Here is a 15,480-nt window from a genome sequence, read left to right on the forward strand (position 1 = left end):
GGCCGGCACTACCGAACGCAGTAGAGCCACGCCATGCGTGGATACGCGGTATACGGGGTTGCCGGCCAGCGGCCGGCACTACCGAACGCAGTAGAGCCACGCCATGCGTGGATGCGCGGTATACGGGTTGCCGGCCAGCGGCCGGCACTACCCGCCAACCGCAGCTTCAGCCCTTGTAGCCGTTGCTGATCGGGTAACGACGCTCGCGGCCAAATGCCCGGCGCGAGACCTTCGGCCCCGGCGCGGCCTGGTGCCGCTTCCACTCGCTGATGCGCACCAGGCGCAGCACCCGGTCGACCACGGCCGCGTCGTAGCCGGCCGCAACGATCTCCGTGCGCGACTGCTCCTGGTCGATGTAGCGATACAGGATGCCGTCCAGCACGTCATAGGCCGGCAGCGAATCCTGGTCCAGCTGGTTCTCGCGCAGCTCGGCCGACGGCGGGCGGCTGATCACGGCCGGCGGGATCACCGGCGCGCCGCCCACGGTGTTGCGCCACTTGGACAGCCCGAACACTTCGGTCTTGTACAGGTCCTTCAGCGGCGCATAGCCACCGCACATGTCGCCGTAGATGGTGGCGTAACCGACCGCGTATTCGCTTTTGTTGCCGGTGGTCAGCAGCAGGCCACCGAACTTGTTGGCCAGCGCCATCAGGATCACGCCACGGCTGCGCGACTGCAGGTTCTCTTCGGTCACGTCCGGCGCAGTGCCTTCGAACATCGGCGCCAGCGATTCCATCAGGCCCTTGAACGCCGGCTCGATCGATACCGCCTCCAGCTTCACGCCCAGTGCCTGGCACTGTTCGGCGGCCAGGTCGTTGGACAGGCCCGCGGTATAGCGCGACGGCAACCGCACAGCGGTGACGTTTTCCGCGCCCATCGCGTCCACGGCCATGGCCAGCACCAGCGCCGAATCGATGCCGCCGGACAAGCCCAGCCACACCTTCTTGAAGCCGTTCTTGCGGCAGTAGTCCTGGATGCCACGGGTCACCGCACGCCAGGCCAGCGCGTCCATGCTCTCGTCGCCGTCGTCCATCCACACGTGCGGCATGAAGCGGCGGGTTTCACCCTCGTACTCCACCACCAGCCACTGGTCGACGAAGGCGGCGGCGGCCGGGTGCACGGTGCCGTCGCCATCGGCCACCACCGAGGCGCCGTCGAACACCAGCGCGTCCTGCCCACCGACCACGTTGAGGTAGGCGATCGCCGCCCCGCTCTCACGGGTGCGTGCGGCCAGCACTGCATCGCGCTGGGCATGCTTGCCACGCTCATAGGGCGAGGCATTCGGCACCACCACCAGCTGCGCACCGGCGCGCACGGTATCGGCCAGCGGCTCGGCGAACCACAAGTCCTCGCAGATCAGCAGGCCGACCGGAATGCCGTTGACCTCGAACACGCAGCTGCCGCCATCCGGATCGACATCGAAGTAGCGGCGCTCGTCGAACACCGCATAGTTGGGCAGCTCGCGCTTGCGATAGGTCTGCTCGACCAGGCCGTCACGCAGCACGCTGGCTGCGTTGTAGACCACCGCACCGGCCGCCTGCGGCCAACCAACCACGGCGGTGATGCCACGGCAGGCAGCAGCGATGCGGGCCATCGCCTGCTCGCACTCGTACAGGAAGCCCGGGCGCAGCAGCAGGTCTTCCGGCGGATAACCACTCACCGCCAGCTCGGGGAACATCACCAGCTCGGCGCCGTACTCGTCGCGCGCCTGGCCGATCATCTCGATGATGCGCTCGGTGTTGCCGGCGACATCGCCGACCGGGAAGTCGAACTGCGCCATCGCGATGCGGATCGAAGCCATGGGAATCCAGCCTGTGGTTGCAATGTGCCCATTGTAGCGCTGCGCCATGCGCGCGCCGGGCGCGCTCACTGCGTGGACAGCCCCGGCTCAGTAGATCCACGCCATGCGTGGATGGGGTTACCGGGATGGTCAGGGCACCAGACGCAGAAAGGCCGCCCGGAGGCGGCCCTTCTGTTTGAAGCAAGAGCGTCAGTCGAGCATGGCTCGACTCTACACAAGCGGTCTTATTTCACCAGCTTGGCGATGGCAGCGCCCAGGTCGCCCGGCGAGCGGACGGTGACAACACCGGCAGCTTCCATGGCGGCGAACTTGCCTTCGGCAGTGCCCTTGCCGCCCGAGGCGATCGCACCGGCGTGGCCCATGCGCTTGCCGGCCGGAGCCGACGCACCGGCGATGAAACCGACGACCGGCTTCTTCACGTGGTTCTTGATGTACTCGGCGCCGGCTTCTTCAGCGTCACCGCCGATTTCGCCAACCATGATGATGCCTTCGGTCTGCGGGTCTTCGTTGAACAGCTTCAGGCAGTCGACGAAGTTCAGGCCGTTGATCGGGTCACCACCGATGCCGATACAGGTGGACTGGCCCAGGCCGACTTCAGTGGTCTGCTTGACCGCTTCATAGGTCAGGGTGCCCGAACGCGACACGATGCCGATCTTGCCCGGCTGGTGGATGTGGCCCGGCATGATGCCGATCTTGCACTCACCCGGGGTGATGACGCCCGGGCAGTTCGGCCCGATCAGCACGGTGTCCGGATGCGAACGGGTCAGCACGTTCTTGACGCGCAGCATGTCCAGCACCGGGATGCCTTCGGTGATGCAGACGATGACCTTGATGCCGGCAGCAGCGGCTTCCAGGATCGCGTCGGCCGCGTACGGCGGCGGCACGTAGATGACCGAAGCGTTGGCACCGGTGCTCTGCACGGCGTCGGCAACGGTGTTGAAGACCGGCAGGTCGATGTGGGTGGTGCCACCCTTGCCCGGGGTCACGCCGCCAACAACCTGGGTGCCGTACTCGATCATCTGAGTGGCGTGGAAGGTGCCCTGCTGGCCGGTGAAGCCCTGCACGATCACCTTGGTGTTCTTGTTAATCAAAACAGACATGGGAATTCCTTGGTGTCGAATCAGGCAGCGTTCTTGACAGCTTCAACGATCTTCTTGGCGCCATCGTTGATGTTGTCAGCCGGGATGATGGCCATGCCGCTGTCACGCAGCAGCTGCTTGCCTTCTTCCACGTTGGTGCCTTCCAGGCGCACCACGACCGGAACCTTGACGCCCACTTCCTTCACGGCGGCGATGATGCCTTCGGCAATCATGTCGCAGCGGACGATGCCGCCGAAGATGTTGACGAAGATGCCTTCAACCTTGTCCGAGGACAGGATCAGCTTGAACGCTTCGATGACGCGCTGCTTGTTGGCACCGCCACCCACGTCCAAGAAGTTCGCCGGCTCGCCGCCGTTGAGCTTGATGACGTCCATGGTGGCCATGGCCAGGCCTGCGCCGTTGACCATGCAGCCGATGTTGCCGTCCATGGTGACGTAGTTGATGTCCAGCTCCGAAGCGATCACTTCGGTCGGATCTTCCTGGGTCTTGTCGCGCATGGCGACCAGGGCCTTCTGGCGGAAGGCGGCGTTGTCGTCGCTGTCGAACTTGCCGTCCAGCGCGTACAGGTTGCCGTCGTCCAGGATGGCCAGCGGGTTGATTTCAACCAGTGCCAGGTCCTTTTCGTTGAACAGGCGGTACAGGTTCACCATGATGCTGGCGAACTGGCCGGCCTGCTTGGCGGTCAGGCCCAGCTTGAAGCCGAAATCACGGCCGTGGTAACCCTGCACGCCTTCGACGAAGTCGACGTTCAGCGAGTGGATCAGCTCCGGGGTTTCAGCAGCGACCTGCTCGATCTCCACGCCGCCTTCCGAAGAGGCGATGTAGGTGATGGTCTTGGTGCCACGGTCGACCAGCACCGACAGGTACAGTTCCTTGACGATCTCGCCGGCGGTGGTCACCAGCACCAGGTTGACCGGCAGTTCAACGCCAGCGGTCTGGTAGGTGGCCATCTTGGTGCCGAGCATCTTGGCCGCAGCGGCCTTCACGTCGTCGGTGGTCTTGCAGAACTTGACGCCGCCAGCCTTGCCGCGGCCGCCAGCGTGGATCTGCGCCTTGACCATCCAGGGGCCCTGGCCCAGGGAGTTGGCAGCGGCAACCGCTTCGTCCGGGGTCGCAGCGACCTTGCCGGCCGGGACCGGGATGCCGTACTCGGCAAGCAGTTGTTTTGACTGGTATTCGTGGAAATTCATGCGTCACCGTGGGAATAGGAACGACCGCACGCAATTCCTCAGGGCCCCGGCGGGGCGCCGGCATGGACCGCGGCGGGCCCACTATTGTGGCCGAGCCAGCGCCGGGGCGCAAAGAAGTCTGTACAAAACGCCACACCCGGCCAGATTTCCACCGCCATTCAGGCAGTTGCGCCCGGGCCGGCGCTGACCACCGGTATCCACGGCAGGCCAAATGCGCGATCCGGGCGGCTCCGGCGGCGTCCTGCCGGGGGCCCTATACTGGTCAACCAAGGTGTGTAGTGTCGGGCTTGCCCGGCGGCTTCCGCCGTAGGCCACATAGAAGCGACGAACCCGCCCGGCTTCAGGGGATGCCAGGCAGGGCCGCCGCAGATTCCAGACCCAGGCAGCCAGAAGGGGAGTTCCGGCGTGTCACCCAGTGCTTCATTGATCGACCGCATCGAATCGATTCCGCGGCGTGAGCTGTACTTCTTCGCGCTGTACCGGGTGCTGATCGCCGCGGTCATCGCCGGCCTGCTCTACAGCCCCCTGTCCGGCATGGTCGGCGAGGCCCATCACCCGCGTCTGGCCGATACCGTCGCGGCGATCTATCTGCTGCTGTCGCTGCTGGCCCTGGCGATCGGCCGCAACGAACGCTGGCTGCGCCCGATCGTGGTCAGCAGCGTGCTGGTGGACATCATCGCCGCCACCCTGCTGGCGCATGCCCTGCCCGGTGCCAGCGCCGGCATCTCGATGTCGCTGCTGTTCAACATCGCCGCCGCCACCCTGCTGCCGCTGAGCTGGGGCCTGGGCCTGGCGGTTGCTGCCAGCCTGGCCACCGGCATCGAATACCTCTGGAAGGTGCTCGAAGGCGGTGACCCCACCCGCACGCTGGCCGAGCTGGCCATGTTCGCCACCAGCTACCTGGCGCTGGCCTTCATCAGCTACCAGGTGGGCAACCGCGCGCGCCGCAACCAGCAGCTGGCCAACCAGCGCGGCGACGAAGTGGCCAACCTGTTCCAGATCAACGAACTGATCATCCGCCGCATGCGCACCGGCGTGCTGGTGGTGGACGCCGACAACCGCATCACCCTGGCCAATGAAGCGGCCTCGATGCTGCTCGGCGACAACGACGGCATCGGTGAGACGGGACGCCTGGATCTGGCCAGTGCCGCGCCGGAACTGGCGCGCCGCCTGCAGCGCTGGCGCAACGGCTGGGCCCAGGACGAACTGCCGCTGCAGCTCAACCCCGACCAGCCGGAAGTGCAACCGCGCTTCGCCCGCCTGCTGGCCGGCAGCGAACTGGCGCTGGTATTCCTGGACGACTCCAGCGTGGTCTCGCGGCGCGCCGAATCGCTCACCCTGTCGGCGATGGGCCGCTTCTCGGCCAGCCTCGCCCATGAAATCCGCAATCCGCTGGCGGCGATCAACTACGCCGTGCAGCTGCTGGAGGAAGGCACCGGTTTCAACGAAAGCGACCGCCGCCTGCTGCAGATCATCCGCCAGCAATGCCAGCGCACCAACGGCATCGTCGAGAGCGTGCTGGGGCTGGCACGGCGCGAGCGCGCCACACCCGAGAACGTCGACCTGGTCGCCTTCGTGCGCCGCTTCGTGCTGGAGTACAAGCAGGGCCAGACGCTGGAAACCGACAGCATCGAACCGATCATCAGCGACACGGCGGTGATGGCGCAGGTCGACAGCAAACACCTGTACCAGGTGCTCACCGTGCTGGTGCACAACGCACTGAAATACGGCCGCATCGGCCAGCAGCCGGCACGCGTGCGCCTGCGCGTGGCGCAGCACGAGCGCAGCGCGGTGATCGACGTGATGGACCGTGGCCCCGGCATTCCCGAGAGCGTGGCCGCACAGCTGTTCCGCCCGTTCTTCACCACCTCCGAGCACGGCACCGGGCTGGGCCTGTATATCGCCCGCGAGTTGTGCCGCGCCAACCAGGCACGGCTCGACTACATCCCGGTGCCCGCCGGCGGCTCCTGCTTCCGCCTGGTGCTGCCTGGCCCGCACACGCTGTTGCCCACTTGATTCCAATTCTGTGCGTCAAACATTTGTCGCTTCCAGCCCCCTCGTTTATCTTTCACGCCCATGAACGAAACCCGCAGCGCCCTCGTCGTCGACGATGAACGCGACATCCGCGAACTGCTGGTACTGACCCTCGGCCGCATGGGGCTGCGCATCAGTACTGCCGCCAACCTGGCCGAAGCGCGCGAGCTGCTGGCCAGCAACCCGTACGACCTGTGCATCACCGACATGCGCCTTCCGGATGGCAACGGCATCGAGCTGGTCAGCGAGATCGCCCAGCACTACCCGCGCACACCGGTGGCGATGATCACCGCATTCGGCAGCATGGACCTGGCCGTGGAAGCGCTGAAGGCCGGCGCCTTCGACTTCGTCAGCAAGCCGGTGGACATCTCGGTGCTGCGCGGCCTGGTCAAGCACGCGCTGGAACTCAACAACACCGAACGCCCTGCGCCCGGCCCCGCCACCGAACAGGCTGCACGCCTGCTGGGCGCTTCGCCGGCCATGGACGTGTTGCGCACCACCATCGGCAAGGTCGCGCGCAGCCAGGCGCCGGTCTACATCCTCGGTGAATCGGGCGTGGGCAAGGAACTGGTCGCGCGCACCATCCACGCCCAAGGCGCGCGTGCGGCTGGTCCGTTCGTACCGGTCAACTGCGGTGCCATTCCTGGCGAGCTAATGGAGAGCGAGTTCTTCGGCCACCGCAAAGGCAGCTTCAGCGGCGCCCATGCCGACAAGCCGGGCCTGTTCCAGGCTGCACACGGCGGCACCCTGTTCCTGGACGAAGTGGCCGAGCTGCCGCTGCAGATGCAGGTGAAGCTGCTGCGCGCCATCCAGGAAAAGTCGGTGCGTGCGGTCGGTGCGGCCAACGAAGAACCGGTGGACGTGCGCATTCTCTCGGCCACGCACCGTGACCTGGCCGAGCTGGTCGAGGACGGGCGCTTCCGCCACGACCTGTACTACCGCATCAACGTGATTGAACTGAAGGTGCCGCCGCTGCGCGAGCGCCGCCAGGACCTGCCGGAACTGGCTGCCGCCGTGCTGGCGCGGCTGGCCCGCAGCCACGGCCGTGCCACACCGCTGCTGGCGCCGTCCGCGCTGGAAGCGCTGGCCCACTACGCGTTCCCGGGCAATGTGCGCGAGCTGGAGAACATTCTGGAGCGCGCGCTGGCACTGGCCGAAGAAGACCGCATCGGTGCCGACGACCTGCGCCTGCCGCAGCACGCCCCGCGTGCGCCCGGCGGCGCCGCTCCCGCCGAAGCCGTGGCCGACCTGCAGCCGGGCGGTGCCGCCCTGCCCTCGTACATCGAGCAGCTGGAGCGCAGCGCCATCCAGCGCGCGCTGGAAGAGAACCGCTGGAACAAGACCCGCACGGCTGCGCAGCTGGGGATTACCTTCCGCGCGCTGCGCTACAAGCTGAAGAAGCTGGGGATGGAGTAAGGGCCGAACGGCCCTGGTAGGCGCCAACCTTGGTTGGCGTGCGCCGCCGCGCCATCCACGCATGGCGTGGATCCACCCACCAACGCGGTAGTGCCGGCCGCTGGCCGGCAACCCCCATGCATCTCGCCATCAACACACGGCGTGGATCTACCCACCAACGCGGTAGTGCCGGCCGCTGGCCGGCAACCTCATGCACCGCGTCATCCACGCATGGTGTGGATCTACCCACCAACGCGGTAGTGCCGGCCGCTGGCCGGCAACCTCATGCATCGCGTCATCCACGCATGGCGTGGATCTACCCACCAACGTGGTAGTGCCGGCCGCTGGCCGGCAACCTCATGCATCGCACCATCCACGCATGGCGTGGATTTACCTCAATCCTTGGTAACGCGATTGATCTCGGCTAGGCTGGTCACACCCGCTGCCGCCTTCTTCAACGCCGACTGCCGCAGGTCATTCACCCCGATCTGCTGCGCCGCCTCGGCAATCTGCAGCGCGTTGCCGCCGGCCAGCACGATGGTGGCGATCTCATCGGTCATCGGCATCACCTGGTAGATACCGGTTCGGCCCTTGTAGCCCTCGGTGCACTCATCGCAGCCCACCGCCTCGTACAACTGGATGCCCGCATCCAGCTGCGCCTGGGTGAAGCCCTCGGCCAGCAACGCATGCTCCGGCAGATTGGCCGGGCGCTTGCAGTTGCCGCACAACCGGCGCGCCAGGCGCTGCGCGATCACCAGCGTCACCGAGCTGGTGATGTTGTACGGCGCGATGCCCATGTTCATCAGACGCGCGATGGTCTGCGGTGCATCGTTGGTATGCAGCGTGGACAGCACCATGTGGCCGGTCTGCGCCGCCTTGATCGCAATCTCAGCCGTCTCCAGGTCGCGGATTTCGCCAACCATGATGATGTCCGGATCCTGTCGCAGGAACGAGCGCAGCGCTGCAGCGAAGGTCATGCCGCGCTTGTTGTTCTGCTGCACCTGGTTGACGCCGGGCAAGCGAATTTCCACCGGGTCTTCGGCGGTGGAGATGTTGCGCGTCTCATCGTTGAGGATGCCCAGCGCGGTATACAGCGACACCGTCTTGCCGGAGCCGGTTGGGCCGGTCACCAGCACCATGCCGTACGGCTTGTGGATGGCGTCGTGGAACAGCTTCTGCTGGTCCGGCTCGTAGCCCAGCTTGTCGATGCCCAGCTTGGCCGCGCTGCCATCCAGGATACGCAGAACCACCTTTTCACCGAACAGGGTCGGCAGCGTGCTGACGCGGAAGTCGATCTGCTTGCTCTTGGACAGGTTGAGCTTGATGCGGCCGTCCTGCGGCACGCGCTTCTCGGCGATATCCAGCTGCGCCATCACCTTCAGGCGCGCAGCGATGCGCTGGTTCAACTTCACCGGTGCGCGCGCCACCATCTTCAGCAGGCCGTCGATGCGCAGGCGCACGCGGTAGTCGTCTTCGTAAGGCTCGAAGTGGATGTCCGATGCGCCCTTGCGGATGGCATCGACCAGCACCTTGTTGACGAACTTGACCACCGGGGTGTCGTCGCCCTTGGCGTCGATGCCGGAGTCGCCCCCTGCGTTGTCTTCGTCGCCGCTGGATATATCCAGGTTAGCGAGCCCTTCATCGTCCCCACCCAGCGAGTCGCCCAGGCTGTCATGGCTGGTATGCCACTGCTCCAGGGTGCGTCGGATCTGGTCTTCGTCGACCAGGATCGGCTCCACCACAAGATTGGTGTGGAACTTGATTTCATCCAGCGAGTGGGTCGGATTGCTGGTGCCGACGAACAGCTTGCCACCCCGTTTGAATAGCGGTAGCACGTTGTGTTTGCGCAGCAGTTCCTCGCTCACCAGATTCATCGCGTTCTGACTGGCGTCGAAGGTGGACACGTCGAACAGCGGCATGCCGAACTCGACCGCGTTGGCGGCAGCGAGCTGCGCGGCATTGACCAGCTTGTTCTGGGCGAACCAGGTGGGCAGCGGCTGGCGGGCAGCGGCGGCCTTGGCCATCGCGTCGCGGGCACTGGCTTCGTCCAGCGCCCCATCCTGGACCAGGCGGCGGGCCAGCCCGGTGATGCCAACCAGATTGGCGGTGGTGACTGCGTTCATGGTGGTGGTTCTGGGAGGGGTGAGCAGGTTATAGGCGCCTGGAGCGCCCATTACAAATGCAGATGCCCGCGATTTCTCGCGGGCATCCGGTGCTGCAGGGCCGACACTCGGTGCCAGCCATCACGCCGCGATTAGGATGACTTGTTCAGGTCATCGCACGGCTTGTCCTTATAGGTGGTGACCGAAGAAGCAGTCACGGTGCAGGTCCACTGCAGCGGATCCTTGTCGTTGGCCGGGACGCCGGTGGTCAGTTCGATGGTGGCGGTGTTGTCCTTCGACTTGCCGGTCAGCTTCAGAGCGGCCAGGCCGGTGGCGCCGGTGCCGCCGGTGCAGCCGGAAACGCTCGCGCACAGGTCGGTGGCTTCCGAAGCATAGTTCTCGGCAACCTTGATCTTCTCGCCGGCGACAGCGGCGACGGCCTGGGTGATCTTGGCGCGGGCTGTGTAGTTCTTGTACTGCGGCAGCGCGATGGCGGCCAGGATGGCAATGATCGCAACAACGATCATCAGTTCGATAAGGGTGAAGCCCTTCTGGTTCTTCATTTGATACATCCCCAAGATAAGTGGTGGTTGAGTCAGCGCACAGGATCGGGCCGGCCATCGACCGGTTGAGCGGGTCCTGCACCCTGCGGGTGGATCAACGCAGGTTGCGTGCCAACCCCGGCACGCCTCCCCCTGGATTTCCCCGCGCCCATGATGGCAGCAATTTCGCGGATGGGAACCCCCCGCATCCGAATCTGCGATGGACGCGGCAATGTGACGCAGTGCGTCACCTTTGGTCGGCACCTGGCACGAAATCGCACGCTGGGCCGCCTACCAACTGCCCATCCGGCCTTGAACCCGCTACCATCGATGGCTAGTTACCCGCCTGGGGATGGCGGGTCTTGGGGAGCCAACATGTCTGTCAGTCGCAGTGCGATCAAGAAGGAGCCCGTGGCCCGCGCCACGATGGAACTGCAGCCGTTTGTCTGGGAGGGGACCGACAAGCGGGGCGTGAAGATGAAGGGCGAGCAGTTGGCCAAGAATGCCAATCTGCTCAGGGCCGAGTTACGCCGGCAGGGCATCAATCCCGGCCAGGTGAAACCGAAGCCTAAACCGCTGTTCGGCGCGGCCGGCAAGGCGATCAGCACCAAGGACATCGCCTTCTTCAGCCGGCAGATGGCCACGATGATGAAATCCGGTGTGCCGATCGTCTCGGCGCTGGAGATCATCGGCAGCGGGCACAAGAACCCGCGCATGAAGAAGATGGTCGATGGCGTGCGCACCGACATCGAAGGCGGCTCATCGCTGCACGAGGCGATCAGCAAGCACCCGGTACAGTTCGATGAGCTGTATCGCAACCTGGTGCGGGCAGGTGAAGGCGCCGGCGTACTGGAGACCGTGCTGGACACGGTGGCCAACTACAAGGAGAACATCGAAGCGCTGAAGGGCAAGATCAAGAAGGCCCTGTTCTACCCGGCAATGGTCATCGCGGTGGCGCTGCTGGTCAGCGCGATCCTGCTGATCTTCGTGGTGCCGCAGTTCGAAGACGTGTTCAAGAGTTTCGGCGCCGATCTGCCGGCTTTCACCCAGATCATCGTGTCCTGCTCGCGTTTCATGGTCTCGTGGTGGTGGCTGATTGCGATCATTGTTGTCGGCAGCATCGTCGGCTTCGTGACGGCCTACAAGCGCTCACCAGCCATGCAGCACAAAATGGATCGGCTGATACTGAAGGTGCCGGTAATCGGCCAGATCATGCACAACAGCTCGATTGCCCGCTTCGCGCGGACCACCGCCGTGACCTTCAAGGCTGGCGTCCCGCTGGTGGAGGCCCTGGGCATCGTGGCTGGCGCGACCGGCAATAAGGTCTATGAAGAGGCTGTGCTGCGGATGCGGGACGACGTCTCGGTGGGCTTCCCGGTCAACATGGCCATGAAGCAGACCAACCTGTTCCCGCACATGGTCATCCAGATGACCGGCATCGGCGAAGAGGCGGGCGCGTTGGATACCATGCTGTTCAAGGTTGCCGAGTATTATGAGCAGGAGGTCAACAATGCCGTTGACGCCTTGAGCAGCCTGCTCGAACCGATGATCATGGTGTTCATTGGTGTGGTCGTGGGCGGCATGGTCGTCGGCATGTACCTGCCGATCTTCAAGCTCGCTTCTGTCGTCGGATAAAACATACATGGCATTTCTCGACCAGCACCCCGGCCTCGGCTACCCCGCCGCGGCCGCCCTGGGACTGCTGCTGGGCAGTTTCCTGAACGTGGTCATCCTGCGACTGCCCAAGCGGCTGGAGTGGCAGTGGAAGCGCGATGCGCGCGAAGTCCTGGAGGAACCGGACTTCTATGAACCACCCCCACCGGGGATCGTGGTGGAGCCGTCGCATTGCCCGCACTGCAAGCACAAGCTGAGCTGGTACGAGAACATCCCGCTGTTCAGCTGGATCATCCAGGGCGGCAAGTGCCGGCACTGCAAGGCGCCGATCTCGCTGCAGTACCCGCTGGTGGAGGCGCTGACCTCGGTGCTGGTGCTGGCCTGCGTCTGGCAATTCGGCTTCGGCTGGCAGGGCTTCGGCGCCATCGTGCTGACCTGCTTCCTGATCGCCCTGTCCGGTATCGACCTGCGAACGCAGCTGCTGCCCGACCAGTTGACCCTGCCGCTGATGTGGCTGGGGCTGATAGGCAGCATCGACAACCTCTACATGCCGGCCAAGCCCGCCCTGGTGGGCGCGGCGGTGGGTTACCTGTCGCTGTGGACGGTCTGGTGGCTGTTCAAGCAACTGACCGGCAAGGAAGGCATGGGCCACGGCGACTTCAAGCTGCTGGCGGCACTGGGCGCTTGGTGTGGTCTGAAGGGCATCCTGCCGATCATCCTGCTGTCGTCGGTGCTGGGCGCCATCATCGGCTCGATCTGGCTGTACAGCCGGGGCCGTGACCGCGCCACGCCCATCCCGTTCGGGCCGTACCTGGCCATCGCCGGCTGGCTGTACTTCATGTGGGGTGCGCCACTGGTGGAGCAGTACCTGGTGATGAGCGGGCTGCGCTGAGGGGAGTCCCCATGAGCCGCTATGTGGTTGGCCTGACCGGCGGCATCGCCTCCGGCAAGAGTGAGGTGACCCGGCGCTTCGAGGCGCTGGGGATCGTGGTGGCCGACGCTGATCTGGCCGCACGTGCAGTGGTGGCTGCCGGCAGCCCGGCGCTGGCCCGTATTGCCGAGCGTTTCGGCGCCGACATGCTGCTGGCCGATGGCAGCCTGGACCGGGGGCGCCTGCGCGCCCACGTGTTTGCCGACCCGGCCGAGCGGACGGCGCTGGAAGCCATCACCCACCCCGCCATCCGCCTGCTGATGCAGCAGCAGTGCGAGCAGGCTGAGAGCCCCTATGCGATTGCCGCGATTCCGCTGCTGACCGAGGTGGGCGGGCAGAAAGCCTACCCGTGGCTGGACCGGGTGTTGCTGGTGGATGCGCCCGAAGCCGTGCAACACGCGCGGCTGATGCAGCGCGATGGCATTGATGCCGCGCTGGCCGACCGGATGATTGCTGCGCAGGCCAGCCGCGCACAGCGGTTGGCGCTGGCCGATGACGTGGTGGTCAATGATGGGCAGCCGGAGGACCTGCAGGTGCAGGTGGAACAGCTGCATGCGCGGTATCTGGGGTTGGCCGGGGGTTGAGGCCTGGTTGCCGGCCAGCGGCCGGCACTACCGAAGTGCATCCACGCATGGCGTGGATCTACACGCGCGGGGCGCGGCAGCGATCACGGTGGTGGCACAAGCGACACAGGGCGCGATGCAAGGTCGGCGGGGTTCGTGCCGACCAAGGTCGGCACCCACCAAAGTAGGGGCCCTTACAACGGCTTCGGCGAGAACGTCAGGGTGGCGATCACGCCACGCTGGCCGCCGGGGCGCACGCTTACCTGCCAGCCGTACAGGTCGCACAGGCGGCTGACGATCGACAGGCCGATGCCGCCGCCCTGCGAGTGGCCGGCATGCGTGCCGCGGTAGCCACGCTGGAACAGCTTGGCCGCGTCTTCCTCGCTCAGGCCCGGGCCACTGTCGGTTACCGACACCGAGTTGGTGCCGACGAACACGCGCACCTCGCCGTCCTGCGAGTACTTCACGGCGTTGCCGATCAGGTTGCCCAGTGCCACCGACAACGCCGCCTCGGGCGCGTCGATCACCAGATTGCGCTCACCTTCCAGCAGCAGCTCCAGCGGCTTGCCACCCAGCTGCGCACGGTGTGCGTCCAGCAGCTGCTCGGCCACGCGGGCGACGTTGCTGGTGCCCTGCCCGCGCTCGTTGCGCGACAGCAGCAGCAGCGCGCCGATCAGATCGCTGCACTGCTGTTCGGCGCGCTGGATGCGCTGCAGGCGCTGCAGCACCTTCTCGTCCAGGCCGGGCCGGGTCAGCAGCAGCTCGGTGGCGCCACGGATCACTGCCAGCGGCGTACGCAGCTCATGGCTGACGTCTGCATTGAATTCACGGTCGCGCTGCACCACTTCGGTCAGCCGCGAGGAATAGTCGTCCAGCGCCTGGGCCAGCTGCCCCACTTCGTCGTCGGGGAAGCGTGGCGCCAACGGCTCGGGATCACTGGTGCCGCCGCGATAGGCACGCAGCCGCGCGGCCAGATCCGACACCGGCTTCATCACCTTCGAGGCCGACCACCAGCCCAGCACCAGCGACAGCACGCTGAACACCAGCACCGACAGCACCAGCGCGCGATTGAGCTGCTTGCCACCGCGCACGCTGTCGGTCATGTCATAGGCGAGGAAGAACCAGGCGTCGGGCGTCTTGCGTACGGCCAGCTTGTAGGAGTACGGCTCGCCGTGCTCATCGCCGCTGACGCTGTGAATGCCATCGGAGAAGCCCGCCCACTGCGCGCGCTCTTCGCGCACCCGGTCGAACTTGTCCTTCGAATAGGCATAGGCCTTGATCTGCAGTACCGGTGCGTCCGGGTTATGCCCGGGGTGCTCGTAATAGCGGCGCGCATACTCGTCGATGTTGCGGTTCATCAGCTCTTCCACCAGCTGGTTTTCCACGCGCAGGCGGGCCCAGTTGGTGGCGAACGCGAACAGTGTCGTCAGGCAGAAGCCCAACAACACGAACGAAACGATGATGCGGCTGCGCAGGCGCCGCCGATAAGGCGTGCGCCGGCGCTCCCCCTTGGTTGCCACCGAATCAGGCTTCCGGGGTGGCGATGCGGTATCCGATGCCATGGCGGGTCTGGATCAGCGGCACTTCAAACGGCTTGTCGACCACCGCGCGCAGGCCATGGATGTGCACGCGCAGGGAATCCGAATCGGGCAGTTCTTCACCCCACACACGGGTTTCCAGCTCCTGGCGGGTCACCACGGCCGGGGCCGCTTCCATCAGCGCCTGCAGGATCTTCAGCGCGGTCGGGTTGAGCTGCAGCAGCTTGCCCTGGCGGCGCACTTCCAGCGTATCCAGGTTGTATTCCAGATCGCCGGTTTCCAGCACGCGGGTCTGAACGCCCTTGCCGCGTCGCGACAGGGCGTTCAGACGCACTTCCACTTCCTGCAGCGCGAACGGCTTGATCAGGTAGTCGTCCGCGCCGGAATCGAAGCCGGCCAGCTTGTTGTCCAGCGAATCGCGGGCGGTGAGCATCAGTACCGGGGTCTGCTTGCGCGCTTCATTGCGCAACTTGCGGCAGACCTCGATGCCGTCCATGCCTGGCAGATTGAGATCCAGCACGATCGCGTCGAACTCGTGCACCACGGCCAGGTGCAGACCGGTAACCCCGTCAGCCGCGAAGTCCACGGTGTGGCCCCGGTCCTCCAGGTAGTCGCCCAGGTTGGCCGCAATGTCGCTGTTGTCTTCGATTACCAGGATTCTCACTGTCAC

12 protein-coding genes are annotated in these 15,480 nt (G+C 65.5%); 5 read left to right on the forward strand and 7 right to left on the reverse strand.

What is annotated here, in order from left to right; genetic code table 11:
- Positions 1 to 166 precede the first annotated feature (166 nt).
- The 3 genes from ACX9OT_RS10315 to sucC form a co-directional block, all read right to left on the reverse strand.
- On the reverse strand, positions 167 to 1,801 hold the full coding sequence (locus ACX9OT_RS10315; RefSeq protein ID WP_182266598.1) for an NAD+ synthase: 1,635 nt from the start codon (positions 1,799 to 1,801) through the stop codon (positions 167 to 169).
- Positions 1,802 to 2,025: 224 nt separating this feature from the next.
- Positions 2,026 to 2,901 (reverse strand): succinate--CoA ligase subunit alpha, encoded by an 876-nt coding sequence (gene sucD, locus ACX9OT_RS10320; RefSeq protein WP_005410793.1) that lies wholly within the window; start codon positions 2,899 to 2,901, stop codon positions 2,026 to 2,028.
- A gap of 20 nt (positions 2,902 to 2,921) precedes the next feature.
- Positions 2,922 to 4,091: an ADP-forming succinate--CoA ligase subunit beta gene (gene sucC, locus ACX9OT_RS10325; protein WP_004154430.1), complete on the reverse strand. Its 1,170-nt coding sequence runs from the start codon at positions 4,089 to 4,091 to the stop codon at positions 2,922 to 2,924.
- Between the two features lie 405 nt (positions 4,092 to 4,496).
- Here sucC and ACX9OT_RS10330 point away from each other — a divergent pair, with 405 nt between their 5' ends.
- Together ACX9OT_RS10330 and ACX9OT_RS10335 are read left to right on the forward strand one after the other, a co-directional pair.
- A complete protein-coding gene (locus tag ACX9OT_RS10330) occupies positions 4,497 to 6,107 on the forward strand; it encodes a sensor histidine kinase (protein ID WP_459001955.1) in 1,611 nt (536 codons plus the stop codon).
- A gap of 60 nt (positions 6,108 to 6,167) precedes the next feature.
- Entirely contained in the window at positions 6,168 to 7,541 is a 1,374-nt protein-coding gene (locus ACX9OT_RS10335; protein ID WP_032128822.1) for a sigma-54-dependent transcriptional regulator, read from the forward strand.
- Positions 7,542 to 7,915: 374 nt separating this feature from the next.
- On the opposite strand, the gene pilB is transcribed toward ACX9OT_RS10335, so the two are convergent.
- Positions 7,916 to 9,643: a type IV-A pilus assembly ATPase PilB gene (gene pilB / locus ACX9OT_RS10340; RefSeq protein WP_329811435.1), complete on the reverse strand. Its 1,728-nt coding sequence runs from the start codon at positions 9,641 to 9,643 to the stop codon at positions 7,916 to 7,918.
- A 131-nt stretch (positions 9,644 to 9,774) separates the two neighbouring features.
- Positions 9,775 to 10,185 carry a prepilin-type N-terminal cleavage/methylation domain-containing protein gene (locus tag ACX9OT_RS10345; RefSeq protein WP_459001958.1) on the reverse strand — a complete coding sequence of 137 codons (411 nt, stop codon included), beginning with the start codon at positions 10,183 to 10,185 and terminating at the stop codon, positions 9,775 to 9,777.
- 354 nt (positions 10,186 to 10,539) lie between these two features.
- Here ACX9OT_RS10345 and ACX9OT_RS10350 point away from each other — a divergent pair, with 354 nt between their 5' ends.
- From ACX9OT_RS10350 to coaE, 3 genes are read left to right on the forward strand one after another with little or no spacing between them, the layout of a single operon-like run.
- Positions 10,540 to 11,799: a type II secretion system F family protein gene (locus tag ACX9OT_RS10350; RefSeq protein WP_459001986.1), complete on the forward strand. Its 1,260-nt coding sequence runs from the start codon at positions 10,540 to 10,542 to the stop codon at positions 11,797 to 11,799.
- Positions 11,800 to 11,806: 7 nt separating this feature from the next.
- Positions 11,807 to 12,670 carry a prepilin peptidase gene (locus ACX9OT_RS10355; protein ID WP_032128827.1) on the forward strand — a complete coding sequence of 288 codons (864 nt, stop codon included), beginning with the start codon at positions 11,807 to 11,809 and terminating at the stop codon, positions 12,668 to 12,670.
- A gap of 11 nt (positions 12,671 to 12,681) precedes the next feature.
- Complete coding sequence (gene coaE, locus ACX9OT_RS10360; protein ID WP_346484935.1) at positions 12,682 to 13,293, forward strand: dephospho-CoA kinase; 612 nt, start codon at positions 12,682 to 12,684, stop codon at positions 13,291 to 13,293.
- Between the two features lie 173 nt (positions 13,294 to 13,466).
- Here the strand turns inward: coaE and ACX9OT_RS10365 are convergent, their stop codons facing one another.
- Positions 13,467 to 14,834: a sensor histidine kinase gene (locus tag ACX9OT_RS10365; RefSeq protein ID WP_032128829.1), complete on the reverse strand. Its 1,368-nt coding sequence runs from the start codon at positions 14,832 to 14,834 to the stop codon at positions 13,467 to 13,469.
- Positions 14,797 to 15,474 (reverse strand): response regulator transcription factor, encoded by a 678-nt coding sequence (locus ACX9OT_RS10370; RefSeq protein ID WP_005410804.1) that lies wholly within the window; start codon positions 15,472 to 15,474, stop codon positions 14,797 to 14,799. The genes ACX9OT_RS10365 and ACX9OT_RS10370 overlap by 38 nt, the downstream gene beginning before the upstream one ends.
- Positions 15,475 to 15,480 lie beyond the last annotated feature (6 nt).

The sequence above is a fragment of the Stenotrophomonas genospecies 3 genome (genome assembly GCF_054473855.1).

Excerpts from the sequence above, each read along its gene's own strand:
- sucD (WP_005410793.1), bottom strand. The coding sequence starts at position 2,901 with ATGTCTGTTTTGATTAACAAGAACACCAAGGTGATCGTGCAGGGCTTC.
- sucC (WP_004154430.1), bottom strand. The coding sequence starts at position 4,091 with ATGAATTTCCACGAATACCAGTCAAAACAACTGCTTGCCGAGTACGGC.
- pilB (WP_329811435.1), bottom strand. The coding sequence starts at position 9,643 with ATGAACGCAGTCACCACCGCCAATCTGGTTGGCATCACCGGGCTGGCC.
- ACX9OT_RS10335 (WP_032128822.1), top strand. The coding sequence starts at position 6,168 with ATGAACGAAACCCGCAGCGCCCTCGTCGTCGACGATGAACGCGACATC.
- ACX9OT_RS10355 (WP_032128827.1), top strand. The coding sequence starts at position 11,807 with ATGGCATTTCTCGACCAGCACCCCGGCCTCGGCTACCCCGCCGCGGCC.
- ACX9OT_RS10315 (WP_182266598.1), bottom strand. The coding sequence starts at position 1,801 with ATGGCTTCGATCCGCATCGCGATGGCGCAGTTCGACTTCCCGGTCGGC.
- coaE (WP_346484935.1), top strand. The coding sequence starts at position 12,682 with ATGAGCCGCTATGTGGTTGGCCTGACCGGCGGCATCGCCTCCGGCAAG.
- ACX9OT_RS10350 (WP_459001986.1), top strand. The coding sequence starts at position 10,540 with ATGTCTGTCAGTCGCAGTGCGATCAAGAAGGAGCCCGTGGCCCGCGCC.
- ACX9OT_RS10345 (WP_459001958.1), bottom strand. The coding sequence starts at position 10,185 with ATGAAGAACCAGAAGGGCTTCACCCTTATCGAACTGATGATCGTTGTT.
- ACX9OT_RS10365 (WP_032128829.1), bottom strand. The coding sequence starts at position 14,834 with ATGGCATCGGATACCGCATCGCCACCCCGGAAGCCTGATTCGGTGGCA.